At 54.4% G+C, this 24649-nt stretch carries 20 protein-coding genes and 1 pseudogene; 15 read left to right on the forward strand and 6 right to left on the reverse strand.

The genetic code is table 11. The features are described 5' to 3' along the window. Positions 1-59: 59 nt before the first annotated feature. Positions 60-611 carry a hemerythrin domain-containing protein gene (locus tag MIH19_RS06585; protein ID WP_249008104.1) on the forward strand — a complete coding sequence of 184 codons (552 nt, stop codon included), beginning with the start codon at positions 60-62 and terminating at the stop codon, positions 609-611. Between the two features lie 43 nt (positions 612-654). Here MIH19_RS06585 and MIH19_RS06590 read toward each other — a convergent pair whose 3' ends face one another. Continuing rightward, the gene (locus MIH19_RS06590; protein WP_249008105.1) at positions 655-1677 is read right to left on the reverse strand and encodes a DUF4236 domain-containing protein; all 1023 of its coding nucleotides are present in this window, start codon (positions 1675-1677) and stop codon (positions 655-657) included. Positions 1678-1685: 8 nt separating this feature from the next. After that, a complete protein-coding gene (locus tag MIH19_RS06595; RefSeq protein ID WP_249008106.1) occupies positions 1686-2630 on the reverse strand; it encodes a 5'-nucleotidase in 945 nt (314 codons plus the stop codon). Between the two features lie 303 nt (positions 2631-2933). Here MIH19_RS06595 and MIH19_RS06600 point away from each other — a divergent pair, with 303 nt between their 5' ends. From MIH19_RS06600 to tenA, 4 genes are all read left to right on the forward strand, one after another. After that, positions 2934-3842, forward strand: coding sequence for a metallophosphoesterase (locus MIH19_RS06600; RefSeq protein WP_249008107.1), 909 nt, complete (start codon positions 2934-2936; stop codon positions 3840-3842). A 162-nt stretch (positions 3843-4004) separates the two neighbouring features. Continuing rightward, complete coding sequence (locus MIH19_RS06605; protein ID WP_349292904.1) at positions 4005-7136, forward strand: DUF3427 domain-containing protein; 3132 nt, start codon at positions 4005-4007, stop codon at positions 7134-7136. After that, positions 7133-7792 (forward strand): class I SAM-dependent methyltransferase, encoded by a 660-nt coding sequence (locus tag MIH19_RS06610; RefSeq protein ID WP_249008109.1) that lies wholly within the window; start codon positions 7133-7135, stop codon positions 7790-7792. Before MIH19_RS06605 ends, MIH19_RS06610 begins: the two co-directional genes overlap by 4 nt. Positions 7793-7813: 21 nt before the next feature. Next, positions 7814-8482 (forward strand): thiaminase II, encoded by a 669-nt coding sequence (gene tenA / locus MIH19_RS06615; RefSeq protein ID WP_249008110.1) that lies wholly within the window; start codon positions 7814-7816, stop codon positions 8480-8482. Between the two features lie 35 nt (positions 8483-8517). Here the strand turns inward: tenA and MIH19_RS06620 are convergent, their stop codons facing one another. Further along, positions 8518-10104: a DUF4139 domain-containing protein gene (locus MIH19_RS06620; protein WP_249008111.1), complete on the reverse strand. Its 1587-nt coding sequence runs from the start codon at positions 10102-10104 to the stop codon at positions 8518-8520. A 91-nt stretch (positions 10105-10195) separates the two neighbouring features. Here MIH19_RS06620 and MIH19_RS06625 point away from each other — a divergent pair, with 91 nt between their 5' ends. Together MIH19_RS06625 and MIH19_RS06630 are read left to right on the forward strand one after the other, a co-directional pair. Continuing rightward, a complete protein-coding gene (locus tag MIH19_RS06625; RefSeq protein WP_249008112.1) occupies positions 10196-12070 on the forward strand; it encodes a Na/Pi symporter in 1875 nt (624 codons plus the stop codon). A gap of 164 nt (positions 12071-12234) precedes the next feature. Then, positions 12235-12957: a glutamine amidotransferase gene (locus tag MIH19_RS06630; RefSeq protein ID WP_249008113.1), complete on the forward strand. Its 723-nt coding sequence runs from the start codon at positions 12235-12237 to the stop codon at positions 12955-12957. Positions 12958-13043: 86 nt separating this feature from the next. Here MIH19_RS06630 and MIH19_RS06635 read toward each other — a convergent pair whose 3' ends face one another. Next, entirely contained in the window at positions 13044-13742 is a 699-nt protein-coding gene (locus MIH19_RS06635) for a GntR family transcriptional regulator (protein ID WP_249008114.1), read from the reverse strand. A 121-nt stretch (positions 13743-13863) separates the two neighbouring features. Here MIH19_RS06635 and MIH19_RS06640 point away from each other — a divergent pair, with 121 nt between their 5' ends. The 6 genes from MIH19_RS06640 (at position 13864) to MIH19_RS06665 (ending at position 20605) form a co-directional block, all read left to right on the forward strand. Beyond that, positions 13864-15213: a glutamine synthetase family protein gene (locus MIH19_RS06640; RefSeq protein ID WP_249008115.1), complete on the forward strand. Its 1350-nt coding sequence runs from the start codon at positions 13864-13866 to the stop codon at positions 15211-15213. After that, on the forward strand, positions 15213-16523 hold the full coding sequence (locus MIH19_RS06645; protein WP_249008116.1) for an FAD-binding oxidoreductase: 1311 nt from the start codon (positions 15213-15215) through the stop codon (positions 16521-16523). Before MIH19_RS06640 ends, MIH19_RS06645 begins: the two co-directional genes overlap by 1 nt. Positions 16524-16566: 43 nt before the next feature. Continuing rightward, on the forward strand, positions 16567-17649 hold the full coding sequence (locus MIH19_RS06650) for a polyamine ABC transporter substrate-binding protein (protein WP_249008117.1): 1083 nt from the start codon (positions 16567-16569) through the stop codon (positions 17647-17649). 81 nt (positions 17650-17730) lie between these two features. Next, positions 17731-18870, forward strand: a complete 1140-nt coding sequence (gene potA / locus MIH19_RS06655) for a polyamine ABC transporter ATP-binding protein (RefSeq protein WP_249008118.1) — start codon at positions 17731-17733, stop codon at positions 18868-18870. Continuing rightward, the gene (locus MIH19_RS06660; RefSeq protein ID WP_249008119.1) at positions 18867-19799 is read left to right on the forward strand and encodes an ABC transporter permease subunit; all 933 of its coding nucleotides are present in this window, start codon (positions 18867-18869) and stop codon (positions 19797-19799) included. Before potA ends, MIH19_RS06660 begins: the two co-directional genes overlap by 4 nt. Then, on the forward strand, positions 19796-20605 hold the full coding sequence (locus tag MIH19_RS06665) for an ABC transporter permease subunit (protein ID WP_249008120.1): 810 nt from the start codon (positions 19796-19798) through the stop codon (positions 20603-20605). The genes MIH19_RS06660 and MIH19_RS06665 overlap by 4 nt, the downstream gene beginning before the upstream one ends. A gap of 49 nt (positions 20606-20654) precedes the next feature. On the opposite strand, the gene MIH19_RS06670 is transcribed toward MIH19_RS06665, so the two are convergent. Beyond that, on the reverse strand, positions 20655-21815 hold the full coding sequence (locus MIH19_RS06670; protein WP_249008121.1) for an iron-containing alcohol dehydrogenase: 1161 nt from the start codon (positions 21813-21815) through the stop codon (positions 20655-20657). Positions 21816-21977: 162 nt separating this feature from the next. Here MIH19_RS06670 and MIH19_RS22525 point away from each other — a divergent pair. Both MIH19_RS22525 and MIH19_RS06675 read left to right on the forward strand, forming a co-directional pair. After that, a pseudogene (locus MIH19_RS22525) lies at positions 21978-22140 on the forward strand (carboxylate--amine ligase); the annotation flags it as partial. 51 nt (positions 22141-22191) lie between these two features. Then, positions 22192-24210, forward strand: a complete 2019-nt coding sequence (locus MIH19_RS06675; RefSeq protein WP_249008122.1) for a hypothetical protein — start codon at positions 22192-22194, stop codon at positions 24208-24210. 42 nt (positions 24211-24252) lie between these two features. On the opposite strand, the gene MIH19_RS06680 is transcribed toward MIH19_RS06675, so the two are convergent. Further along, entirely contained in the window at positions 24253-24630 is a 378-nt protein-coding gene (locus MIH19_RS06680) for a RidA family protein (protein WP_249008123.1), read from the reverse strand. Positions 24631-24649: the final 19 nt, after the last annotated feature.

Consider the following 24649-nt stretch of genomic DNA (forward strand, 5'->3'; position numbering starts at 1 on the left):
GAATCTTACCCGCCAAGAATGGGGGATAGCCGCTACGCACCAGAAGAGGAGACTTTATTATGGCCAGTCTTAATCAATTGCGTCGCGATCACGCCAGCATGGCTCGGTTGCTGCACGTACTCTTGATCAGGCACAAAAACCTGACGCAGGGCGAGCGCCCAGACTTTCATCTGATACGTGAGGTTGTGGACTACATCCTCGAATACATGGAAGGCTTCATTATGCCTTTGGAGCGTCTGTACAGCGAACACCTGCTGGCCAAGGCGCCAGAAGCCGAGGCATTAAGCCGTCGGATGGGCGAGGATTACCAAGACTTGCGTAAGCGCCTGAACCTGCTTTCCGAGACGCTCGATATGATCCTTATGGATCACGTGGTGCCTATGGATCGCTTTATTGACGACCTCAAAACCTATCTTGATGCACATAACGTGTACTTAAAAGTCGAGCGTGAGAAGCTCTTTCCATTTCTTCGTGAACATCTGACAGCGGCAGAGCAGAAGGACTTACTCAAAATGTTACCAGACGGCACACAAGCCAGCCTGTCGCAGCTCCGGGAAGATCATCCAGAGCTTTATGCGGAGTTCAAGGCGGCGCCTTCGCCATTCGCTTGAGCACAGTCAACGCCGGCGCCCTTTGGCGCTGGCGTTGATCACATCACCAAGGCTTGATAGCAGTGAAAATGCCTGTTTTTGTCATATCTCGCCGCAACTCGAAGGCTGCCAAAGCGGCAACCGGATCCACAGCTTTCAGATTACCAAAGTGAATACGGGCCCAAGCGTTACGGTGCACTTTCACGCTGTAGATATACCTGTCTTCGGTTTGGCCAGTGTCGGCCCTGACTACCTGCGTAAAGGCTGACAGAATCACTTCCTCAACAGACGGCGCGCACGCAAAACATTCACCAACCAATCGAATACCCATGCCATGCACGTGAGCCATGTAGAGTTTTCGGGAGGCCGTGTCAGAAAGCTCTTTTACCGAAACGCCAATACCCCGCTCAGTAGCTCGGGCAAATTCACGTTGCTCAAGCGCTAACTTTTCTTGAGTCCACTGCTCGTGCTGGTTTTGGTAAAGCTGGCCTTTGCGTTCATTTGAGCCTGCAAAGGCTCTGCGCCGGGCAGGGCAAAGGTAGGCTAGCCAATCCAGTGTCCGTAACGCCGGCGCTTCTGGCTCGGGCGCGTCAAAAGGCTCGGCCACCAGTGTGGGGAAATGATCAGGCGCCGGAGTGTCCCAGTGAATGCTGCTGATTGTTGCCATTATTCGGTTATGGATGTTCACCTGCTGCTGCAGCGTGTCTTCCAGATGTTGCCGGGCGTGTGTTTTTGCAACCTCAAGCGCTGCATCGCCAAGATGGTTACCATCGGCATCCAGAATGGCAATGTCGCCCGTTTTTGTATTCAGCTGTATGTGTGCAATCTCCTCCGCCTCGGCTGGGGCCGCAAGCGATGGCGCTGCGGAGCCGGTACTTCTAGCTTCGTCACCGGCTTTATTCAGCTTAAGAAGCCTTTTTCGATAAGACATCCCGGAACCGGGAATGCCCACATTGCCATAAAGCCCGTTCCGCCCCAAAGTAACATTGGCACCACGCACACCGGCAGAAACGCTGACCCCCCGCTTGCCAAGATTGATGCGAACTCCCGGGAAAATTGAGACTGTTCTACGAAATCGAAATGCCATTTGGGGCCTTATTTTGACTGTGTAATTGCATGAACATTCGCGACCCCAAACGGAATATGAACCATCGGAATATCTCCCGCATCGGATTGCAAGTGCGATCGTTGGTCATCAAAAAACATGTGGGGCTTTAGCACCTTCAGAATCCGATCTTTTTTCATTCCACCCAAGAAGAAAACCTCGTTGGCATCCACGCCCCAGTGTTCCAAGGTTGTGATCACGCGTTCATGGGAGGGCGCATTGCGGGCGGTCACGATGGCGATCCTCAATACCCGTCGATAGTTGGGATCGTCCGTCACCGCCTGATCTTCCAGCTTTTGCAGGTGTGATAGCTTACGAAATAAGTCCGCAAGCGGGCCGGGGCCGTGCGGGACTTGGGAACGGGACGTCTCGTGCTCCTGAAAATCCTTTAACGAGCCGGCCTTGAATACCCGTTCCGAAGCGTCATCCGCAATTACTCCATCAAAATCAAACGCTATGCGCAGTTCTGGATCACCTTCATCATCCACCACTTTGCTGGGTAAAACCGTGCCAGCCGGGTGGCCGTAGTCTATCGCCTGCGACACATCGCTGGCATTGGCCGATAGAAACAGCGAGGCATTGAACGCTGGAATGTAGGCATAGGGCGATTTGCCCTCCAGAAAGGCTGCGCGGCTAATGTCCAGGCCGTGGTGGCGAATAGAATGAAATACCCGCTTGCCGGTAATGACCGAGTTTCGCGAAAGCAAGACCACTTCCACCGGGCACTGCGCTGGAAATTTCTGGTTCACACTCAAAAAACGTTTTACAAACGGAAAGGCAACGCCTTTTCGCAACGGCTTAGTTAAATGAGCCTCCTGATACTTCCGGTAGGCTTTTTCACCTTGTTCGCGAAACACACGGTCGGAATTGGACAAATCAAACAGGGCGCTGGACGCCACCGCAATAACGAGTTTTTGTTCGATGGGGTAGGACATCGGCAGGGCATTCCTCTTTTTGGAAGGTATCCGGGTCCAGATTTCTACGACTTAAGATTATAGTGGTACTTTGTAAGTATCAGTGCAATCTAGCCTACCTGGCCCGCAACTGGCAGGAACCGAGAGACGTCACCGCCCGCCCTTTGAAGATTGCTCCCCAAAACACAACTAGGCTGACAGAGCGGGAGTGTGTGGCTTGGGAGCATGTCTACGAAACTAGCGCTAAGCTTGGCATCGGGTGCGACATCAATCAGTATTGGTTTTTCGTGGAGTCTAGAATTAACTGACAAGGATGATGCTTCAATGTACGACCTGATTGGGGATATTCACGGTTACGCCAGCGAGCTGAAAGCCCCGTTGGCAAAAATGGATTACCAGGTGGTCGACAGCATCTGGCATCAACCCGAACGCAAGGTGATCTTCCTGGGTGACTTTGTAGACCGCGGCCCCGAGCAGATAGAAACCGTGCACATTGCCCGCACTATGGTCGAAGGCGGAAACGCTTTGGCGGTAATGGGTAACCACGAGTACAACGCAGTTGCCTGGGCTACGCCCGACCCACAAAACCCCGAACAATACCTGCGCCGCCGCACCGATAAAAACTGGAACCAGCACAAAGCCTTTCTGGAGCAGGTGGGCGAGGGCAGTGAACTGCACAACAGCATGATCGAATGGTTTAAAACTCTGCCCGTTTACCTTAATCTGCCTGAGCTACGCGCCGTTCACGCCTGCTGGCACCCAAATTACGTGAGCATGACCGATCAGTTTACCGATGCCGATAACCGCTTATTAGCGCATGCCTGGGAAGCCAGCGGCCGCAAAGGCAGCGAAGCTTACGACAGCATAGAACACCTGCTGAAAGGCCTCGAGTTCGCCCTACCTGACGGACGCCATTTCTTTTACAAAACCCGCGATGCAAGCGAAAACAAAGAGAAGCGCACCGAGGTGCGAGCGAAATGGTGGCTAACTGACTGTTTTACGCCGCGCGAGTTGGCGATAGTGCCCGATTCGGAAATTGAAAAGATACCCCATGACTTGGTAGATAAAACCCACCTCACAAGCTTCGACAGCGAAAAGCCCGTATTTGTGGGGCACTATTGGCTTAGGGGTGAGCCTGCGCCGTTGACGGAGCACATTGCTTGTTTGGATTACAGCGTGGCTGGTGGGGAAGGTGGAAAGTTGTGTGGGTATTGGTTTGGGGGGCGCGCTTGAAAAAAGAGAATTTTGTTTTTTGAGGCCCGGCGAACCATCTTGGGAGTTAAGAGATACCATCAACAACTAAAACATCGCCACCGGGCTGAGCGCGACTAATTCTTGCAGTCACGATGGATAACCCCAAAGCGCTTTTGGCGTCATCAACAGGGAATGCAATTGATACAGCAAACCGGAATCTATGAGCAGCTAATCACAAAGCTCATCCAAAGCCGCTTGAATCGTGAAAAGTTCTACGTTGGAGAGCGACAGTTAAATAGCACAGAGGCCTCTGTGTGGCTGTCACGCTTTCTGTCTAATGTCCTTGAATTTGCCATTGACTCGGTACCCTCGGGCGATGACAGGTTGCAGGCGCAAATCGAGCTTTCCAACCAGTTACTGATGTGGCTGAAAGGGCAGATTCAGGACAATGGTTTTTTGGAAGAGAACCTCCTTGATAGCCAAGGGAAGATTCTGACCGCTCTGTATGAATTGGAAAACCCGGTTGCTTCGAACCTCAAGCAATACGTCGAAGATATTTTTCCTCTCACCGGGCTAACCCAGAGTGAGCTGTTCTCGGGTAGCAACGCAGGCCTATCGCTGGAGTCCGAACTTAAGCGCGAGATACTGTCAGCAGACAGGATTTACTGGCTGGTATCATTTATTAAGTGGGCTGGGATTCGTATTTTCAGAAAAGAGCTGGAAGCATTCGCAGCCAGTGGCCGTGAGCTGAAAATCATCACCACCTCTTACATGGGAGCAACGGATGCAAAAGCCGTTGAGTATCTGGCGAGCCTGCCAAACACCGAAGTGAAGCTGAGCTACAACACCGAACGTGAAAGGTTACACGCCAAAAGCTACTTGTTCCTCCGGAGTACAGGCTTTCATACCGGTTACATTGGTTCATCAAACTTATCCCGTTCAGCGCTTACTAATGGCCTTGAGTGGAACCTGAAGATCACGTCTCAGGAAATTCCGCACATCATCAAAAAATCTCTCAGCACCTTCGAAACTTACTGGGCGTCGGACGAATTTGAGCGATTTGATGGGCAGGCTGAGAGTGCCGAAAAGCTCAAGCGCGCACTGAAACAGCAAAAAGGACTGGGTGAATTCAGCGTATCCCATTTTTTCGAGATCACGCCGTTTCCACATCAGAAGGATATCTTGGAGCAGCTGTCTGTTGAAAGAGATGTACACCAGCGTTTTCGAAACCTCGTGGTGGCGGCCACAGGTACCGGAAAGACGCTGATCTCGGCGTTTGATTTCCAGCGATTTGTGAAAGCAAAACCGAATGCGAATTTTCTGTTTGTGGCCCACCGGGAAGAAATCCTGCGACAGGCCCGTGAAGCTTACCGGGGTGTATTGAGAAACAGCGCCTTCGGAGAGCTCTGGGTTGGCGGGCAGTTGCCCGATCATTACCGCCAGTTGTTCGTATCCATTCAAACTTTAAACAACCAGCTGGACCAGCTGAAACTGACTGAGGATTACTACGACTACATTGTGATCGATGAGGTGCACCATATCGCCGCATCAAGTTACCGCGTGGCCCTGGAACACTTTACACCTTCGATACTTTTAGGGCTGACCGCGACACCCGAGCGGCATGACGGTGACGATATTCTGTGCGATTTTGGGGGTGTCATAGCGGCTGAGCTGCGGTTGCCGGAGGCGATCAACCGTCGTCATCTTTGCCCTTTTCAGTACTTTGGAATTGATGACGATACCGACCTTCGCACGATTCCATGGAGCCGGGGGCGCTACGATGTGGCGCAGCTCACCAACCTGTACACCCACAATTACAGTCGTGTGAACAAAATACTGCGCAGTTTGCGGGAAATCGTAACAGACATAACAAGTATGAAAGCCTTGGCCTTCTGTGTGAGCCGTGACCACGCAAACTTCATGGTTCAGCAGTGCCTGCTGAATGGCATCAAGGCTGATGTGCTGACCAGCGACAACAGCCATGAGCGGCAGCAAAAGCAGCAAGCCATCCGCTCAGGGCAGATCAACGTGTTGTGTGTGGTCGATATCTTCAACGAAGGTATCGACATTCCGGAAGTGGACACCCTGTTATTCCTGCGCCCAACGGAAAGTTTGACCATTTTCTTGCAGCAGCTTGGCCGCGGTCTTCGCCTTTCTGAGGGCAAAGAGTGCTGTACGGTTCTGGATTTCGTGGGTAACTCCCGGCCTGAGTATGATTTTGCTAATAAATTCAGGGCGCTGGTGGGTAAGTCTGAGCGTTCTATCACTGAGGAATTGAGACAAGGTTTTCCTCATGCGCCATTGGGTTGTCGGATTGAGCTGACTAAGAAGACACAAGAAATGGTGCTAAGCAACATACGCCAAGCCACTCTGACCATGAAACGTTTGGTGTCTCTGATTCGCCAGTTCCCCCAGCACTCAACTCAGACACTAACCCTGAAGAATTTTATAACGCACCATCCTCACATCGACTTGAATGAGTTTTATAAGCGCGGTAGCTGGTCCGAGCTGGTTAGCAAAGCCAAAGGCGAGGAAGTTGCTGATGACTCGCCGTTCAAACTGGCGAAAAAAGGAATCTATAGCCGAATTTTGACATGCGACGATCATCAGTACTTGCTGTTCTTGAAAATGTTGTGTCGGGCTGGCTTTAGCTGGGACGAGGCCGATCGTCGTCGAGTGCTTATGTGCCATTATGATTTCTGGCAAAAAACTGGGCCAGAGCTGGAGTTTGAGTCGCTGGCACATAGCCTTGTTGAACTCAGCAAGTTGGGGCTAGATCGGGAGCTAGTTGACGTTCTCGATTGGAAATTGGCGCAGACGAAGCATGAGCAACCAGCTATGCCTGAATTGCCGGAAGTGCCACTGCGTTTACACGCGCGCTATTCCCGGGAGCAAATTCTGGTTGGGTTTGGTGCGACAACATTCGAGAAACAGCCGCCGTCCAGAGAGGGCGTTTTCGTGATTCAAAACCAGAATATCGAGCTTTTATTTGTCACCTTAGATAAAAACGAAAAACAATTTTCCCCGACCACCATGTATCACGACTACGCCATCAATGAGCGTCTATTTCACTGGCAGTCACAAAACAGCGCGCGGCCAGACCGAGGGCGAGGGCGGGGCTATATTCACCATAGTAACATCGACAAGCGGCTCTTTCTGTTTGTGAGAGAACAGGCGAAAGATGAATACGGTCGCACGATGGGTTTTGTGAATTACGGTGAGCTTGGTTACGTGTCCCACACCGGCTCACAGCCCATGAGTATCACTTGGAAACTCCGCACGCCGATGCCAAACTTTATGTGGCAACAGGCGGCAAAGCTGGCGGTGGCATGACGTACGCTCCCCGCAATAAGAATGCCCAAAAGTTCTTCACTCAATACCAGTCCCTGATTTTTGATCAGGTACACCGCGACTGGTTGCCCCAGCTGGAGGGCATAACCGGCCTCGCGCTGGACGTCGGCGCCGGCAGCGGTCGAGATGCTTTGGCTCTGGCAGATCGCGGTTGGGATGTGGTCGCGGTGGAGCCCGCGGCTGGTTTACGGGAGCTTGGCCAGAGTGCCACCAAAGACAAAAGCATTCAGTGGATAGACGATCAGTTGCCAGACCTTAATCAGGTTCGAAAGCTGAGTTATCGCTTTAACCTGAATCTGGTCTCTGCGGTTTGGATGCATATCCCGCCAACGGTCCGTGAACGTGCGTTTCGAATTCTGGCTGAGTTGTTAGCGCCGGGAGGAATGCTGGTGGTTACGCTTCGGCACGGCTCTGGCGATGGTGAGCGTGTTTTTTACGATGTTAGCCGGGAAGAGCTGGAGGCATTTGCCAAGCATCGGGCGCTGATTCCGGTTGCGCTGCCAGCAGGGCGCAATGATGACCAACTGAAGCGCCCCGAGGTTTCCTGGGAAACACTGGCGTTTCGGTCACGGTGTAGTGCTACAGCCTCCGAGCGACAGCAAACTGCACGACGAGCTGACTGCTGGCGGCTCGTATAGGCAAATTAAACAGGAAACAAAATGCCCTACCAATTTGAAGATCTAAAAAACAGCTGCCATGACGAATGGCGCGCCTACATCAAACACAGCTTTGTGCAGCAGCTGGGCGATGCATCGCTTGCGCCAGAGGCCTTTCAGCATTACCTGAAGCAGGATTATCTTTTTCTGATTCAGTTGGCCCGTGCCTATGGCCTGGCGGTATACAAAAGCCCAACTTTGTCTGACCTTAAACAGGCGAAAGAAGGGTTGAAAGCGATTGTAGACATCGAGCTGGATTTACACATCCGCTACTGCAAGAAGTGGGGCATTTCAGAGCAGGAACTGGCTGACCTGCCGGAAGCCCGGGCGACCCTGGCTTACACTCGTTATGTACTTGATACCGGCAACCGCGGTGATCTGTTGGATCTGCACGTGGCGCTTTCGCCCTGCATGGTGGGTTACGGTGAAATCGCCAACTGGCTGAACAGCCGGGCAGAAACCCTTCGGGGCGATAGCAATCCATACGATGCCTGGATTGCCATGTACGAAAGCGCCGGGTTCCAGCAGGCCATGGATTCAGAGATACGCTGGCTGAACGAGCGGTTGGCCGAAGTCTCCCCCGCCAGGTTTGATCAGCTTACGCGAATATTCAGTGACGCTACCCGCCTTGAAATCGACTTTTGGCAGATGGGGTTGGTGCAGAGTGATTGACCAGAACCCAGGGTAGTCGTCAGCCATTTTCCGGTTTATAAATCGGGCAGTTGTTTGCCCTCTGGTACGCGTACTTCAAATCCGGATTGCACGCTGACTGTTTCGCCAGCCGGTACAGTGCGGTTCCACGCCAATACGCCTTTTTTGTCGTCCACGTTGCGTTCCACTGGCTCGCTGATTTGCAGCGGCTTTACGGTAAGGATGTCGATTTGCGATACGGGCATGCGGTCAAAAATCCGTAGGTTCACGGCTTCATTGTGATGGTTGGTGATTTCAAAGCGGTTTTGCCGGCGTTGTACCTGTTCGCTTTTCCAGATGCCTTCTTCGCCGGTACGCTCAATTTCGTTGACGACGGCAACCCGTATGGCTTCATCCACGCCGAAGCCTAGGCGCAGTTCTTCGCCGCTGGTCATTTCAGGCAGGTAGGTGCTGCCTACACTTTGGCCATCGCGGAACAGCTGCACGGGGCCGGCGGGTATGGGGGCGTCAGCGGTGAATATCCCCGTGGCGTGTATATAGCCTGTTGGGTCATACGCCGGTGCTGTCCATACCGCTGTTTCGACCGCTAATGTGTGCTCGGCTACGGTGAGGCGCTGGCCGTTGCCGCCGTTTGGAATGCTGACAGGCTGCGCCAAACGGTAGCTTTGGGTAAAGGTGCTTTGGCGTTCTACGCTGGCGCCGAAGTCTGCCTGAACCTCGGCCATGGCGCTGCTGTCGAGCATGGGAGCGGCGGATTTCATCTGGCGCACCAGAAAATCAGGCTGTGCCGGGCTAACCACCCAGGAATCCAGGGGCGGCATGTTGGTTCCACGCCGGGCATTGGCGGTTGAGAGTTGCAACTCGACGTTGCTCCAGTCATCACCGGTGGTCTGCTGTACAACGGCCAGATGTTGCAGTGTCAATTCGCCGTTGTTTTGGTCGCTGCTTTTTTGGCCTGCTACTTGGGAGCTTAGTTGGGCATTGTATTCGCTGCGCCAGCGCGCTTCGTTGGTTTGGAATTCCAGTGTGATGGTCAGGTCGCCACCGGCAGGGGCGCGGTAGTGAATCTGTGCTGTTTTGCTGGCCCGGGCGTTTTGCTGCGCTTGTGACAGTTCCCGTTCCAGGCGATCTTTCAGGGCTATGTCGTCACGCATTTTGGTGCGTATGCCGCGAATTTCTGCCAGTGCTGCCAATGTTGTCTGCTTCAAGGCGGCAGCCATGTCGCTCAATTCGGTGGCCGACAGTTCGTGCGGGTTCTCGGCGGCTTTGGTCATCAGGGTGACTTGCTGGTTCCAGGCTTGAATCGCGTCTTCTTGCGCCTGAAGTTGTTCTTGCACTTGGGTCAGCTCGTTACGCAACCGCTGGGTTTGTTCCGATATGTACCCGGCTTGCTCAATGCGGCCAATCTCAATCTGTTGAATTTGCGCACCGGCGACGCCGCCCAGAGATACGCGCACACTTTGGTCCTGCAGGCTGACGGGCAAGCGGTTAATGGTAATAACGCCATTTCCCTGCATCACTGTTTGGGTTTCTTGCCAGGTTAGGTCGCCATGGGAGGGGTAGAGGGTGGCTTGGGTGATGTCAGCAGCAACTGAAAGTGGCACTGCTGCTATAGCGAGAACAAACAGGTTCTTTTTGATCATTTGGGTGCCTCGGGTGAATGGCTGGTTGAGTTGGGTGCGGGCCAAGCTAATATAACAGTAGTAACAATCTCATCTGGGAGCCGGGTTTGCCATGCCCAAAATGAAGCTACTGGTTTTGCCGCTATTGGCGCTGGTTATTTTGTCGGTGAGTTTCTGGTATAGCGACGGTTGGCTAAAGCTTTGTGCGGGCCTGGCTCTGTTCTTATTCGGCATGCAATGTCTGGAAGAAGGCTTGAAAGATTTAGCCGGTGGTCGCCTTGAGCAGCTGATGGAGCAGAGCACGGCTACGCGATTCAAGGGGCTGATGTTTGGTGTGGGCGGCACTATGATTCTGCAGTCCACTACCTTGATGTCGTTGCTGACCATTGCTTTTATCAGTACCGGGCTGATTCATTTGGCCGGCGGTATTTCTATTTTGCTGGGTATTAATCTGGGCACCAGTGGTGGTATTTGGCTGCTGGCGGCGGCGGGTCAGGATTTCAGTTTGAGCCCGCTTGCGTTGCCGCTTTTGGTGTTTGGCGTGTTGGCGGGCTTTAGCAGCCCTAAGGGCAAAGCGGCAGGGCGAATTGTTCTGGGCATTGCTTTTATTTTTCTGGGTATTGACCAGATTAAAAACGGGTTTGGCGAATTCGGCAGTTTTCTGGATTTGGCCGGGCAGGTGGATAAAACCTTTGTTTTCCAGTTGTATTTTGTGGCAGCAGGCCTGGTTTTAACCGCTGTTTTGCAGTCCAGTCATGCCACTTTAATGCTAGTGTTGGCGGCGCTGGCGGCGGGGCAAATTGAGCTCTGGCAGGGCATGGCGATCGCCATTGGTGGCAACGTTGGCAGCAGTGTAACCACCGCTATTGTGGGTTGGCTGGGCGGTAATCGCAGCGGCCAGCGGCTGGCTCTGGTGCACGTGTTGTTCAACGTGATTGCCGGCGGTGTTACGTTGCTGCTGCTGGAACCGCTGCGCTGGCTGTCCGAAAATCTGATGTGGCTGTTAGGGGCAGGCGACAACACCCTGCTGCAGCTGGCTATGTTCCAGACTCTGTTTAACGTTATTGGTGTGTTGCTGTTCTGGCCCTTTCAGGCCCAACTGGAAAAAGGCTTGCGGCGTTTTTTGCCAGACCGCAAGGAGCCGGCGGTGTTGATTCCCAATTCGCAAACCGGCCCGCGTGCGACGGCGGAGCAGCGGGAATTGCCGGAAAGCCATGCTCGCTACCTGGACGAAGCGGCGCTGACGTCAGTGGATACCGCGTCGCGGGCGGTGGTGCAGGAGTTGCAGCACCTGGGCCGTTTGAGCCTAGAGGTGATTTGTCACGCCCTGTACCAGCCCATCGAGCAGCTGATTGGCCGCGAGGTAGACGACGCCAAGCTCAATGCGCGGCCCGCAGACAACGAGGGTCTAGACACCGAAGAGCTTTACCAGCGCCATATAAAGGTGGTGTATTCCGAGCTGCTGGGTTTTATGAGCCGGCTGGATGCACCCAAGGATGATGGGCACCATCAATTCTGGATGACCTGCCATATGGTGGCGCTGCAGTTGGTGGACGCGGTAAAAGACGCCAAAGCGTTGCAGAAGAACCTGGGGCGTTACCTGCGTGATGAGCCTTCAGTGGCCCAGGAGCATTATCTGGAGCTGCGACGCCATCTTTTATGGGTGCTGCGCCAGGTGCGTGAGGTGAGTGTGCGGGCGCTGCCGGATGACGTGCGCCTTAATCGCCTGAACTGGATAGACAGCCAGGCAGAAAAATTTGATGACGACTTCCGCCACCACATTTTCAGCGATGTGCGCGGTGCGCGACTGAACAACCGCCAAGCCAGCTCGTTGATGCATGACTTGGGGTACGCCATCCGCATTACGCATAATTTCCGTAATGTGCTGCAGTTAGGTCTGGCCGACGGCGATGAGCTGCTTCGCGAAGTGGGCCACTTGGGCGGCGAAGGTGACGATCAGCCGTTGATTCGCGTCGGTTGGCCCTGACGCCTGGGCCTTTTGCGATAAAGGCGCCTTTTGAGAGCCAGGGCGGCTATGATACCCCACACGTATTATCTACCTTGAGCACAACTGCCTGACAGCGCATTGGTTCCAGCGGAAATCTCCGCGGTTCTGGTGATCAGCAGGCTCTGCATTACCGGAGAACCCTGATGAGTTTAAAGATTGGTATTCTGGCCGCCGGCATCACGCCGGACGCACTGCTGACCGAATTCGGTTCTTACGCCGACATGGTTAAGCGCATGTTCAGACAGGGCGGTCATAGTTTTGACTATGCCACTTTTGACGTGCGCGATGACCACTTTCCCGCGTCGGCCACCGAGTGTGACGCCTGGCTGGTAACCGGTTCAAAGGCTAACGTGTATCAGGACCTTCCCTGGATGCGGCGCCTGAAATCTTTGATTCTTGAAGTTTATGACGCAGATTTACCGATGATCGGTATCTGCTTCGGCCATCAGATAATCGCCGAGGCGTTTGGCGGCTCCGTTGGCAAGTATTCCCAGGGTTGGGGGGTGGGGCTGCACCGTTACGAGTTAACCCCCGATGCCAAGGGGTTCGACCCCGGAATGGATGGGTTTACGCTCAGTGCAATGCATCAGGACCAGGTGTTGGTTAAACCTGAGAAAGCCACTGTTCTGGCCCAGTCCGCATTCTGCCCATTCGCGGCTTTGCAGTACGACAACCGGATTTTGTCAGTGCAGGCACATCCAGAGTTTGATGTGGGCTTTGAAACGCGGCTGGTGCACCATTTGCGCGGTCAGTCAGTACCTGAATCGAATGCGGATAAGGCTCTTGAGCAGTTGACCGCGCCGGCTGCCTCTACCGATTCGGTGGCGGTTGCAGATCGGATGGCTGCCTTTTTGCTACGAACCTAAATTTGCTGGCCAAAGCGCCACTTCTGAATCAATTGTGGCCGTAAACGACCTGTGCCCGACGGCGCGTCAGGTCGGATATTCTTCCCTCATGCGGCGTCCATCAGGGCCAGAAGGTTTCGGCCTGACTTCAGTACGCCGTCTTTGATGTCATTGGTAATAGCATCTATCAGGGCGGTTGCGTCGCGAGTCGTCAGGGCGGTAAGAATCTCTTTGTGACGATCAATCTCGTAATATTCGGTAACTCGTGTGAGGACCTGGCGCTGGAAGGGGCCAAGCTGCAACCAGATGCTTTCAATGATGGGCATTGAGGTTTGGGCAGGGTTAACTGTGTAAAGAGTGCGATGGAAGGCCTGGTTCAGCAGCGTCAGTTGATCGAGATCTCTGTCAAAAATGAGTTCGTCCATCCTGTTATCCAGTTCCGTCAGCTTTTCGATGATGAAATCTGACATGTAGGGCAGCGCGCGCTGGGCTGTGTGGACCTCAACCGCAATGCGGAGTGCGACCAGTTCTTCAAAGCGGTTGGGGGTCATTAAAGGCACCGCCATGCGCCGGTTATCTTTGATCTGTATGGCATGTTCCGAGCTGAGCCGCCGCACAGCCTCGCGGATCGGGGTCGGGCTGAGATTCAGCCGTGCGGCCAACCCGCGTATTGTCAGTGACGTGCCGGGCTCGATCGCCCCCAGCATGATTGCGTTGCGGAGGCGCTCATAGGCATATTCTTGTGTCGTCGTTCCGGATATTGCCGGAATATCAGGGATATTGAGTTCGCCGTTGCTGGTCATCATGCCGTCCTGGAGTGTGTTGGTCTGGACTATATTACCTAAAAAGGTTGACACAATTAAAGGAATGATATAAATATTAGCACAATGATATCACAATTCAAAAAACGGTATCTAAAGGTGACCCATGTCTGATAATAAAGCCGAAGCCTGGCTAGAACAGCATCCAGAAATTGATTCTATTTTTGCCTGCGTTTGTGATCTGAACGGCACGATGCGAGGCAAGCGCGTTCCGGTTGATCAGTTGTCCAAGGTGATAAAAGGCGGGCTACGGATGCCGTTGTCGATTGTCGGCATGGACATCTGGGGCGAGGATGTCGAAAACAGTGAGCTGGTTTTCGAGACGGGTGATTCCGATGGCTTGTGCGATTTTACTGGCCGTCAATTGATGCCGGTCACCTGGACCAGTCGCCCGACGGCCCTGGCGATGCTGTGGATGCGGCAAGAAGATGGCGAACCGTTTCCGGGCGACCCGCGCAGGGCTCTGGCGCGCGTGGCCGAGCAATACAAGGAGCGCGGACTGACGCCTGTGGTGGCGACCGAGTTGGAATTCTATCTGGTTGATCCCTCAGAAGATTATCCGCAGGCGCCGCGATCCCCGGTCACCGGCAAACGTCTGGAATCCGACGGCGCGATGTCGCTGGACGAATTGCAGCATTTCGATGAATTTCTGAACGACGTTTACGATGCTTGCGAATTGCAGGGCATTCCTGCAGATGCTGCGATCTCGGAAAACGGGGCGGGCCAGTTCGAGATCAACATGCGCCACGTTGCGGACCCTCTGCGCGCCGCCGACGATGCCGTGCTGTTCAAGCGGCTCGTGCGCGGCATTGCCCGCAAGCACGGGCTTGCAGCTACCTTCATGGCAAAACCTTATGGCGACCTGTCTGGTAGCGGTTTTCACACGCATTTTTCATTGATCGATGAAAACGGGATAAACGTATTCGACAACGGCGGCGAAGAAGGCACGCCACTGTTGTTGAACGCGGTGGCCGGCCTGTTGGCCACGATGCAGCAAAACACGCTGACATTTGCGCCGCACGAAAACTCCTATCGCCGTCTTCTGCCTGGCGCTCACGCGCCGACAAGCGTCTCTTGGGGCTATGAGAACCGAACCGCGGCCATCCGTATTCCCGGCGGTGAGTCAATAGCGCGGCGGATAGAGCATCGCGTTGCTGGCGCCGATGCCAACCCCTATCTGGTGCTGACCAGCATTCTGGGCGGGGCGCTGCTCGGCATCGAGAACGACATGCGGCCGGCGGCACCCATTACCGGGAACGCGTATTCAATGAACCTCGACAATCTGCCGCTGGACTGGGCAACCGCCATTGACGCCTTTCGCAAGGGTGCCGATGTGCCGACCATCTTCTCTAAACGGCTGCAAACCATGTTGGTCGAGTGCAAGACGCAGGAATTGCGTAAATTTGCCCGCTACGTGACCAAGTTTGAATATGACAGTTACCTGGAGATCGTGTGATGAACTCGCAGAATTACTCCTATGCCGGCGACGGCAGCCACACCTCAAGCTATTACGCCGCCTCGGCTAATGTCGCGCCGGAGCGGCCGGAACTGACCGGTGATCATCAAATAGATGTCTGCATCGTCGGCGCCGGATACACCGGGCTCTCGACGGGGCTTTATCTTGCAGAAAAAGGCTACAAGGTCGCCATTATTGAGGGTGCGCGGGTTGGATGGGGCGCCTCGGGGCGCAATGGGGGGCAGATCGTCAACGGGCTGAACGCCAGTCTGCAAACGATCAAGAAGCGCTACGGGCAAGACACGGCCACATTCGTTGCCGGTCTGGTGCAGGAAGGTGGTGAGATTATCCGCGAGCGGATCAGCACCTACAACATCAAATGCGATCTGAAAGAAAAGAACATCTTTACGGGTTTGACCAGCGCTCATATGGGCGAGCTGGAACAACGGATGAAGCTTTGGGCGAGCTATGGCCTCAAGAATCAGGAGATGCTGGACAAGAACCAACTGCGCGAGCATGTGAATTCCGACCTCTACGTGGGCGGGCTGATCGATTATTCGGGCGGTCATATGCACCCGTTGAATCTGGCCTTGGGCGAGGCAGCGGCATTTGAGCAGAACGGTGGCATCATCTATGAGATGTCGCCGGTGATTGACGTTGATCACGCGGCGGCTCAGCCAGTCGTCAAAACGGCCAAAGGCACGATGACCTGCAAGACGCTGGTTCTGTGCGGTAATGCTTACCTTGGCCACGTGGTGCCAACGCTTACGTCGCGAGTGATGCCGGTGTCAACGCAGGTGATGGCAACCGAGCCTTTGGGCGAGGCGCGTGCGCGGGAATTGATACCGACGGATGCCTGCGTCGAGGATATCCGCTACATCCTCGATTACTATCGTTTGTCCGGCGATAACCGCATGTTGTTTGGTGGCGGCACGGTTTACGGTGGCGCAGATCCCAGTGACATCAAAGCCAAGTTGCAGCGCAACATGGACAAGGTGTTTCCACAGCTTAAAGGGGTCAAGATCGACTACGCGTGGAGCGGTAATTTCGCCCTCTCGTTCAGCCGCGTCCCCCAGATGGGCCGCATCGGCGGGAACACCTATTTCGCCCACGGCTACAGCGGCCATGGCGTTACCGGGTCGCACACCTTCGGGCGCATCCTGGCCGAGGCAATCCACGGCGACCTGACCCGGTTCGACGTGTTTGCCAAGGTGCCTTGGTATCCGTTCCCCGGCGGGCGCATGTTCCGCGTTCCCTATTCGGTGATGGGCTCCTGGTGGTACGGGGTGCGCGACAAAATCGGCATCTGACACGGTAAAAAAGTAAATAATAAAAAATACTCAGGAGAACATCATGATAAAAAAAACACTGATCTGTAGCGCGCTGGCACTGGTCACTGGCGCAGCCTGTGCCGAGGGTGAACTGAACGTATATCACTGGTCTGATTATGTGGCTCCCGACACGATTGAAAATTTCGAGGCGAGAACCGGCATCACGATTAATTACGACGTGTTCGACAGCAACGAAGTGCTGGAAGCCAAGATGCTGACGGGCTCCAGCGGCTACGATGTGGTGGTGCCGTCTATCGAGTTTCTTGCTCGCCAGGCGAAGGCTGGCCTGTATGCGAAGATCGACAAAGACAAACTGAAAAACTACGGCAATCTTGACCCCGATATTCTCAAAATCATTGAGGTCAATGACCCGGGCAACACTTATGGCGTTCCCTACATGATGTTCTCCGTAGGGATCGGCTACAACGTCGATATGATCAAAGAACGCATTGGCGCCGATAAGATCGGCAGCTGGGACATGATGTTCGACCCGGACACCGTCGCAAAACTGGCCGATTGCGGCGTTGTGGTGATGGATTCCCCGACCGAAGTTATGTCGTCGGCGCTGAATTACCTGGGACTCGATCCGCACTCCGAAGATAAAGCCGATCTGGAGAAGGGCAGCGAACTGATGATGGGCGTTCGCCCTCACATCCGCTACTTCCATTCGTCGCAGTATATTAACGATCTGGCCAACGGTGATATCTGCGTGACCATCGGCTATTCCGGCGACATTCTGCAAGCCCGTGACCGTGCCGCCGAGGCAGGGCAGGGAATTAATGTTGCTTACACGATTCCGAGAGAGGGTGCAGTGATCGGTTTCGACATGCTGGCAATCCCGGACGATGCACCCAATCCCGAAAACGCATTAAAATTTATTGACTATATCCTCGAACCAAAAGTTGCCGCAGACATTACCAACTATGTCTACTTCGGAAATCCGAATACCGCTGCGACGGAATTTGTGAACTCAGACGTGGCTAATGATCCTGGCATTTACCCCCCTCAGGACATTAAGAAGAAGATGTTCGTTTCCAAGCCGCACACGGCGCGCTATGACCGAACGCTGACCCGCGCCTGGACCACCATCAAGACTGGCATGTAAGCCTGTTCACTGCTGCGCGGATCCGATCCGCGCGGCAGTTGTTTTCCAGAATCGTTTCTTTTGGGGAAATGGGGAGTAATCATGTCCGAAGCCAATGCAGTTGCAGGCCTAAAACCCTGGACCGATCCAAACGCGGTGCCTTTTTTACAAATTAAAAATGTGACCAAGAAATTCGGTGAGTTCACGTCCGTTAATAACGTGTCGCTGGAAATCTACAAGGGTGAGATTTTCTGCCTTCTGGGTGGATCGGGTTGCGGCAAGTCCACTTTGTTGCGGATGCTGTCGGGGTTTGAGGACCTTACCTCCGGCCAGATCATCATCGACGGTCAGGACCAGGCCGGCATCCCGCCTTATAAACGACCTACCAACATGATGTTTCAGTCCTACGCGTTGTTTCCGCACATGACCGTGGAAAAGAACATCGCATACGGGCTGAAACGAGACGGCTTGCCCAGGGCAGAGATTGCCACTCGCGTGACAGACATGCTGTCGCTGGTGCAGATGGATGCTTTTGCCGCCCGTAAGCCACATCAACTGTCCGGCGGCCAACGCCAGCGGGTTGCGCTCGCGCGCGCGCTGGTGAAAAAACCCAAGCTGCTGCTGCTGGACGAACCGATGGGTGCGCTGGACAAGAAACTTCGCGAAGAGACCCAATTTGAACTGATCAAGATTCAGGAAAGTCTGGGCGTGACCTTTGTTGTTGTCACTCACGATCAGCAAGAGGCGATGACGTTGTCCAGCCGGATCGGTGTTATGACCGCAGGCAAGATCGTCCAGGTTGGGACCCCTCGCGAGATATACGAGTATCCGCAGAACCGATTCGTTGCAGATTTTATTGGTTCGGTGAATATCTTTGAGGGCCGTATTGCCGAAGACGGCGAGAGCCACGTTGTTGTGGCCTGTCCCGAAGCCGGTTTGGGAATTTACGTACCCCACAGCATCAGCGGTGTTATTGGCCAAAAGGTCGCCGTTGCGGTGCGACCGGAAAAAATGCAGATCAGCAAAGATGATCTGGGTGACTTGCGCAACAAGCTAAGCGGTATCATCGATGAAATTGCCTATCTGGGCGATTCGTCGGTTTACCAGATACGCCTGAACAGCGGTAAACGCGTGCGCGTTAACCAATCGAACCTTTTTCGGTCTGAAGAGAGTTCGCTGAATTACGGTGACCGGGTGAACCTGGGCTGGGCTGGCAACGCCGGGATCGTGGTGACGTCATGAATAGCCTGCCGCTGGGATCGAAGATCGGGGCGCTTCTGGGCCGGCTGGGGCTCAAGGGACGAATTTTGGTTATTGCCATCCCGACCGTTTGGCTTCTGGTTTTTTTTCTGATTCCATTCCTGGTAGTCGCGAAAATTTCGTTTTCTGAGGCCGCAATTGCCCGGCCGCCCTATCTGCCGATCGTGGAGTGGATTGACGGGTTTTTCAGGGTTAATCTGAACTTCAATAACTATCTGTTTCTATTGGAAGACCCTCTTTACCTTGCGGCTTATCTGGGGTCGGTCAAGATTGCCGGCGTCGCGACACTCATTGCCCTGTTGATCGGGTATCCGATGGCCTACCTGATTGCGCGCTCGCCTCCGGATCAGCGCAACCTGCTGTTGATGCTGGTTGTACTGCCCTTCTGGACGTCGTTTCTATTGAGGGTTTACGCGTGGATCGGGTTTCTCAAAGGCAATGGGGTTATCAACAATCTGCTGATGAGTGTTGGCATTATCGACGAGCCGCTAGTGATGTTACAGACCGATTTTGCTGTCTATGTTGGCATCGTTTATACCTATCTGCCGTTCATGATCCTGCCGCTTTACGCCAATTTAGTGAAACTGGACGAAGCTTATCTTGAGGCATCTTCCGATTTGGGCGCGCTCCCGGTCACTACGTTCCTGACCGTCACCGTGCCGCTGTCGCTGAGCGGGATTATCGCGGGCTGCATGCTGGTGTTCATTCCCGCCGTCGGCGAGTTTGTTATCCCGGCGCTTCTTGGCGGGCCGGATACGCTGATGATCGGTCAGGTGTTGTGGAACGAGTTTTTCTCTAACCGGGACTGGCCCGTCGCCTCGTCGGTGGCTATCGTGATGCTGTTTGTTCTGGTGATTCCCATTATGTTGCTGCGCTGGGCGCAGTCAGCCAGCGAAGGAGAAACCCGATGAAACGTAAGTCACGGTCTCTCATGATCTTCGGCGTTCTGGGTTTCGTGTTCCTTTACGCTCCTATCCTGTCACTGGTGATTTTCAGCTTTAACGAAAGCCGGCTGGTGACCGTTTGGGGCGGATTTTCGACCAAATGGTATGGCGAGCTGTTCCGAGATCCGCAAATTCTGGATGCGGCCTGGGTCAGCCTGCGTGTTGCCCTGGCCAGCGCGACTCTGTCTGTGGTGATTGGTACGGTGGCCTCTTTCGTGTTGGTCCGGTTCCGGCGCTTTCGCAGCAAGACGCTGCTGAGCATGATGATTACTGCGCCACTGGTTATGCCCGAAGTTATTATCGGGCTGGCGTTGCTGCTGATGTTCGTTGCGATGGAGAGCGTTCTTGGCTGGCCTGGCGAACGTGGGATTATGACGATTATTATCGCGCACTCGACCTTTGGCGCAGCCTATGCGGCTGTGATTATACAGTCGCGGCTGGTGGATATGGATCTGTCGATCGAAGAGGCAGCGCTGGACCTTGGAGCGCACCCGGTGCGGGTGTTCTTTGATGTAACACTGCCGGTGATTGCTCCGGCGCTGATGTCAGGTTGGCTGCTGGCCTTTACCCTCAGCCTGGACGATCTGGTGGTTGCCAGTTTTGTTTCCGGCCCAGGCGCTTCGACCCTGCCGATGGTGATTTTCTCTAAAGTCCGTCTGGGAGTAAGCCCGGATGTGAACGCGCTGGCGGCGATCATTATTGGCGTGGCCTCGATAGGAATTATCATTGCGGCTCTGCAGGTGAGCCGTAGCAAGAATATGTCCCAGAGTTGAGGCGCAATGAAAATCGATATCTGATCAAAAACCCGAAGGTTTTTACCGTTTAACGAAGTGACCGCTGCAATACGCGGCGGCACCTATCGGGTGTTACGTCGCCGTTTTCACCCAATTTGGTCATGCCGTTTTTCTTCAGGCTATCGATGAGCTCATCAATGTGTTCTTCGCCCAGCTGGTAATCAACCAGGTGGGTTTTTACGCCCATGGACTCGAAGAAGGCCTGGGTTTTGTCGATAGCGGCGTCGGCTTTTTGTTCCGCGCTGCCCTCAGTAATGTTCCAGACCCGTTCGGCGTATTGCACCAGTTTGTCCTGCTTCGCTGCTTTGCGTTCCCTCAGCATGGATGGCAACACAATGGCCAGGGTTTGAGCGTGGTCCAGATTATGCAGTGCGGTGAGTTCGTGGCCCAGCATGTGTGTGGCCCAGTCTTGCGGCACACCGCTGCCAATCAACCCATTCAGAGCCAGGGTGGCGGTCCACATCAGGCTGGCGCGTACCTGGTAGTTTTCAGGTTCGGCCAGGCATTGGGGACCAATCTCGACCAGCGTTTGCAGCAAGCCTTCGGAAAAACGATCTTGCACCGGCGCCTGGGCGGGGTAGGTCAAATATTGTTCCATCACGTGTACAAAGGCATCAACCACACCGTTGGCGACCTGCCGCGGCGGCAGAGTGAAGGTTTTTGTCGGGTCTAGAATCGAGAACTTCGGGAACACGTGCTGGCTGTGAAATGGCAGCTTTGTTTTCAGAGACTTGCGGGTAACCACCGCGCCTTTGTTCATTTCCGAACCGGTGGCTGGCAGGGTCAGCACCGCGCCAAACGGCAAGGCTTTATCTACGTTGTTGCCGTCTTGCAGCAAGATGTCCCACTCATCGCCTTCAAACAGCGCGGCAGCTGCAACAAATTTTGTGCCGTCAATAACGGATCCGCCACCTACCGCAAGCAGAAAATCAATCTTTTCATCGCGCACTCGGGTAACCGCACGCATTAGGGTTTCGAAGCTGGGGTTGGGCTCAATGCCTGAAAATTCGTGAATGTCGCGCTCGCCCAGGGCTGCGGTCACCTCGCCCAGAGTTCCGGTGCTGCGTGCGCTTTCGCCGCCAAAAAGAATCATCACGCGGGCGTTTCTCGGAACCAGAGCGTCTAGCTCGGCAATTTTGCCGTCACCGAAAACGATGCGGGTGGGATTGTGAAAATCAAAATTGTTCATGGATAATCTCCTTTGTTGGGCCTGGTATACGACCGGTCTACTTAAAGACACCAACACTTTTATTTTTTTCGTGATGTTTTTGTGAGGCTTCAGCGGATGATTTACGGTTTTGACGCATCCGTTTAGGGTGATAAAAACGGTGTTGGTAACGCCTGACGCTGCAAAGTATTTGAGCTTTTGTAGCCTGCTTACGGGTTTAATGTTTACTGGGGCCTTATACTGTTGTTTGATTCAAAAACCACGAAAGAATCAACGACCACGTTTTACGAATGAAGTGGTGGATGCAAAAGGTTATGCCGGCTGCTTTGGTGTTTACCCCCATCGACCGTTTCACGATGCATCACCGGGCCGGTAGTACGGCCCTGAGGAACTGGCTTTGAACGATTATCAAATGGGCAGTACGGTTGTGGCTGTGAGTCTCGACAAACTGGTTGCCAAGCTGGACGATGCTATTCGGGCACTGGAACAAAGCGAATCTCTGGCGAAGTTTGCCAAATTGCCCAGGGTATTTGGTAGCGCCCGCCGGGTGTTGCTTCAGCCGGGTGGCTGTGAGGCCGTCGAGGCGCGAATTCAGCGCATTGAACAGGCAGGCGTTTTTGAGGGCACGGATTGGGCCGAACCAGGTCTTTTGGTGCCGGCCTTGACCACTTATTCGCTGCAAAGCAAAAACGCCGATACGGTTGTGATTGAGGCGCTCAGTGAATTGCGATTGCTGGCGGTGGTGCGCGAATTCTATTTGCACCCGTCGGTGTCTGCCGATCAGGCCAGGCACTATCTGATTCAGGTGTTGGCGATTAATCTTGGCCTTCTGTTTGGGATGACCGGCGAAGCCGAACGCGAGCAGGGTGAGCTGTCGTTAATCAGCGAAGCCGTGGTGCAATATGTAGCCCAGAATATCGGCTACGAGCATGTGATTGAAAATCTGATTGAGGAAATCTGGCGGATCTTGCAGCAGCGGCCCATCCGCGTGTCGGGTGTTCGCAAGATGATCACCCAGATTGCCATTTGTCGCGCAGACCCGAATGTGGATTTGGGCGCAGCCGGCGGCGGTGCCGAACGTTTGATTAGTAGCCTGTATGGCCCTACGCGGGCGTGCAGTGAAGACCCGGGAATAGTGGTTTACGAACAGCGCCTGCAGGCGATGGACGCGCAAAATCTGCAAAATGAAGCCACCGGCTTTGCCCGCTCGATGCACGACACCGGGCTGGTGTCGCCTTATCACGCCAGCTTTGTACGCTTTATTATGGATGAGGGCCAAGACGCGCTGCTGAGCGCGGCTTTGGGGCTTTCCAGTACCGGCCGCGACTGTTTGTTGTGTTACCGGGAATTGGTGCACACGCTGATCACCGAAGGCATCTTCGCTGAGACCGCCCAGGGCCTTTATGGCTTGGCGTTGCTATTGGAGCGTGGAATTCTTTACCAGCCGCCGGTTGCGCCTGCGCTCTGGCGACAGGCCAAGCTATCGCTAAGCCCCGAGGCCCGTGAACGACTGCAGCTGGCCTATGGCTATCAGCCCCAGGCCAATGCCTGGTTGATTCAGGGTGTGTTGAACATGCTGGGCCAGCCTTTGGGCGTGGGCCAGGGTAACAACCCGACTTGCCAGTCGGCGCGGGCATTGTCTATGTGGGCCTATAACGACCCGGATTATCTATTGCAGATGGTGACCTGGGCCGCGCGGGATAACGAAATTGTTATGCACTTTGAAGGTGTGCCGGTGTCGTCGGCGCGCAGTGCAGCCGGGCTTGCCGCCGAGGTAACGTTTGATCTGGACCCGGTGTCGCTGGTGGTGGTGCCCCATCTGGATCGCATCTACGTGGAAATGGGGCGCTTGTGTATTGGCCGCGAGGGCGACCCTCATCGCTGGGTGAACCCTGAGTTCCACGGCTGGTCTGCCGGCCGTGGCTTTGCCATTAACGTAGATGTAGCCACCGGAAATCTGGACAACCTGGACGAGTTTTTACGGCATTTTTACGCCAGTTATCACCCCTATTACAACGGCAATCAGCCGTTGATTCACCCCCAGCCAGCAGGTATAGCGGTAACTGACAGAGCCGGGCGCTTTATTGGCTGGCACGCGATTACGATTCTGCGGGTAGCGCTGGACCCGGAAGGGAAAATGCGGGCGTACTTCTACAACCCGAATAACGACAGCGGGCAAGACTGGGGCGACGGCGTGCTAGTGAGTACATCCGGCTGTGGTGAGCGTTTTGGTGAGGGTTCATTGCCGTTCGAAGAGTTTGCATCGCGGCTGTATATTTTTCACTTCGATCCCCTGGAGCGGGGAGAACTGGCAGATGTAGACCAGGAAGAACTGCAGCGGGTAGTCGAGCGGATTTATCGTAGTTGGGGTGCGAGCCGTTTACCGGCGGCGCTGCAGGCCGAACCGCCGGTTTAATATCGGCCCCGCGCTGTCAGGCGCGGGGTTTCAGAAACCCGCTTATGGCACCACTGCGTAAGCCACGATTTCCACCAGCATTTCTGCCCGGGCGAAGCCGGACACAATAATGGCCGCGCGGTTGGGGAAAGGCTCGGCGACAAACGTAGCGTATTCGCGATTTACCGCGGCCAGGTCATCCCGGTCGGTCACATAGATAAGCACTTGAGTCAGGTTGGCCACGCGGGTGCCGGCACTTTCCAGAGTGTGCTTCAGATTCGCCAGGGTCTGCTTGATCTGCGGCTCTATACCGCCATCCACCACGTTGCCTTCGGCATCAATGGGGATTTGCGCGGTGAACAGAATGCCGTTGCCAACAGTGGCCCAAGCCAGAGGTGATTTAGAGGCGGGGAAGTTAGTGTTCACGGGATAGGGGTTCATTCTGGGTTCCTAAGTGGTG

This window comes from Marinobacter sp. M1C (genome assembly GCF_023314135.1).
Classification (GTDB): domain Bacteria; phylum Pseudomonadota; class Gammaproteobacteria; order Pseudomonadales; family Oleiphilaceae; genus Marinobacter.

Excerpts from the sequence above, each read along its gene's own strand:
- MIH19_RS06635 (WP_249008114.1), bottom strand. The coding sequence starts at position 13,742 with ATGATGACCAGCAACGGCGAACTCAATATCCCTGATATTCCGGCAATA.
- MIH19_RS06680 (WP_249008123.1), bottom strand. The coding sequence starts at position 24,630 with ATGAACCCCTATCCCGTGAACACTAACTTCCCCGCCTCTAAATCACCT.
- tenA (WP_249008110.1), top strand. The coding sequence starts at position 7,814 with ATGCCCTACCAATTTGAAGATCTAAAAAACAGCTGCCATGACGAATGG.
- MIH19_RS06595 (WP_249008106.1), bottom strand. The coding sequence starts at position 2,630 with ATGTCCTACCCCATCGAACAAAAACTCGTTATTGCGGTGGCGTCCAGC.
- MIH19_RS06640 (WP_249008115.1), top strand. The coding sequence starts at position 13,864 with ATGTCTGATAATAAAGCCGAAGCCTGGCTAGAACAGCATCCAGAAATT.
- MIH19_RS06610 (WP_249008109.1), top strand. The coding sequence starts at position 7,133 with ATGACGTACGCTCCCCGCAATAAGAATGCCCAAAAGTTCTTCACTCAA.
- MIH19_RS06585 (WP_249008104.1), top strand. The coding sequence starts at position 60 with ATGGCCAGTCTTAATCAATTGCGTCGCGATCACGCCAGCATGGCTCGG.
- MIH19_RS06665 (WP_249008120.1), top strand. The coding sequence starts at position 19,796 with ATGAAACGTAAGTCACGGTCTCTCATGATCTTCGGCGTTCTGGGTTTC.
- MIH19_RS06630 (WP_249008113.1), top strand. The coding sequence starts at position 12,235 with ATGAGTTTAAAGATTGGTATTCTGGCCGCCGGCATCACGCCGGACGCA.
- MIH19_RS06625 (WP_249008112.1), top strand. The coding sequence starts at position 10,196 with ATGCCCAAAATGAAGCTACTGGTTTTGCCGCTATTGGCGCTGGTTATT.
- potA (WP_249008118.1), top strand. The coding sequence starts at position 17,731 with ATGTCCGAAGCCAATGCAGTTGCAGGCCTAAAACCCTGGACCGATCCA.
- MIH19_RS06670 (WP_249008121.1), bottom strand. The coding sequence starts at position 21,815 with ATGAACAATTTTGATTTTCACAATCCCACCCGCATCGTTTTCGGTGAC.
- MIH19_RS06660 (WP_249008119.1), top strand. The coding sequence starts at position 18,867 with ATGAATAGCCTGCCGCTGGGATCGAAGATCGGGGCGCTTCTGGGCCGG.
- MIH19_RS06600 (WP_249008107.1), top strand. The coding sequence starts at position 2,934 with ATGTACGACCTGATTGGGGATATTCACGGTTACGCCAGCGAGCTGAAA.
- MIH19_RS06645 (WP_249008116.1), top strand. The coding sequence starts at position 15,213 with ATGAACTCGCAGAATTACTCCTATGCCGGCGACGGCAGCCACACCTCA.
- MIH19_RS06590 (WP_249008105.1), bottom strand. The coding sequence starts at position 1,677 with ATGGCATTTCGATTTCGTAGAACAGTCTCAATTTTCCCGGGAGTTCGC.
- MIH19_RS06620 (WP_249008111.1), bottom strand. The coding sequence starts at position 10,104 with ATGATCAAAAAGAACCTGTTTGTTCTCGCTATAGCAGCAGTGCCACTT.
- MIH19_RS06650 (WP_249008117.1), top strand. The coding sequence starts at position 16,567 with ATGATAAAAAAAACACTGATCTGTAGCGCGCTGGCACTGGTCACTGGC.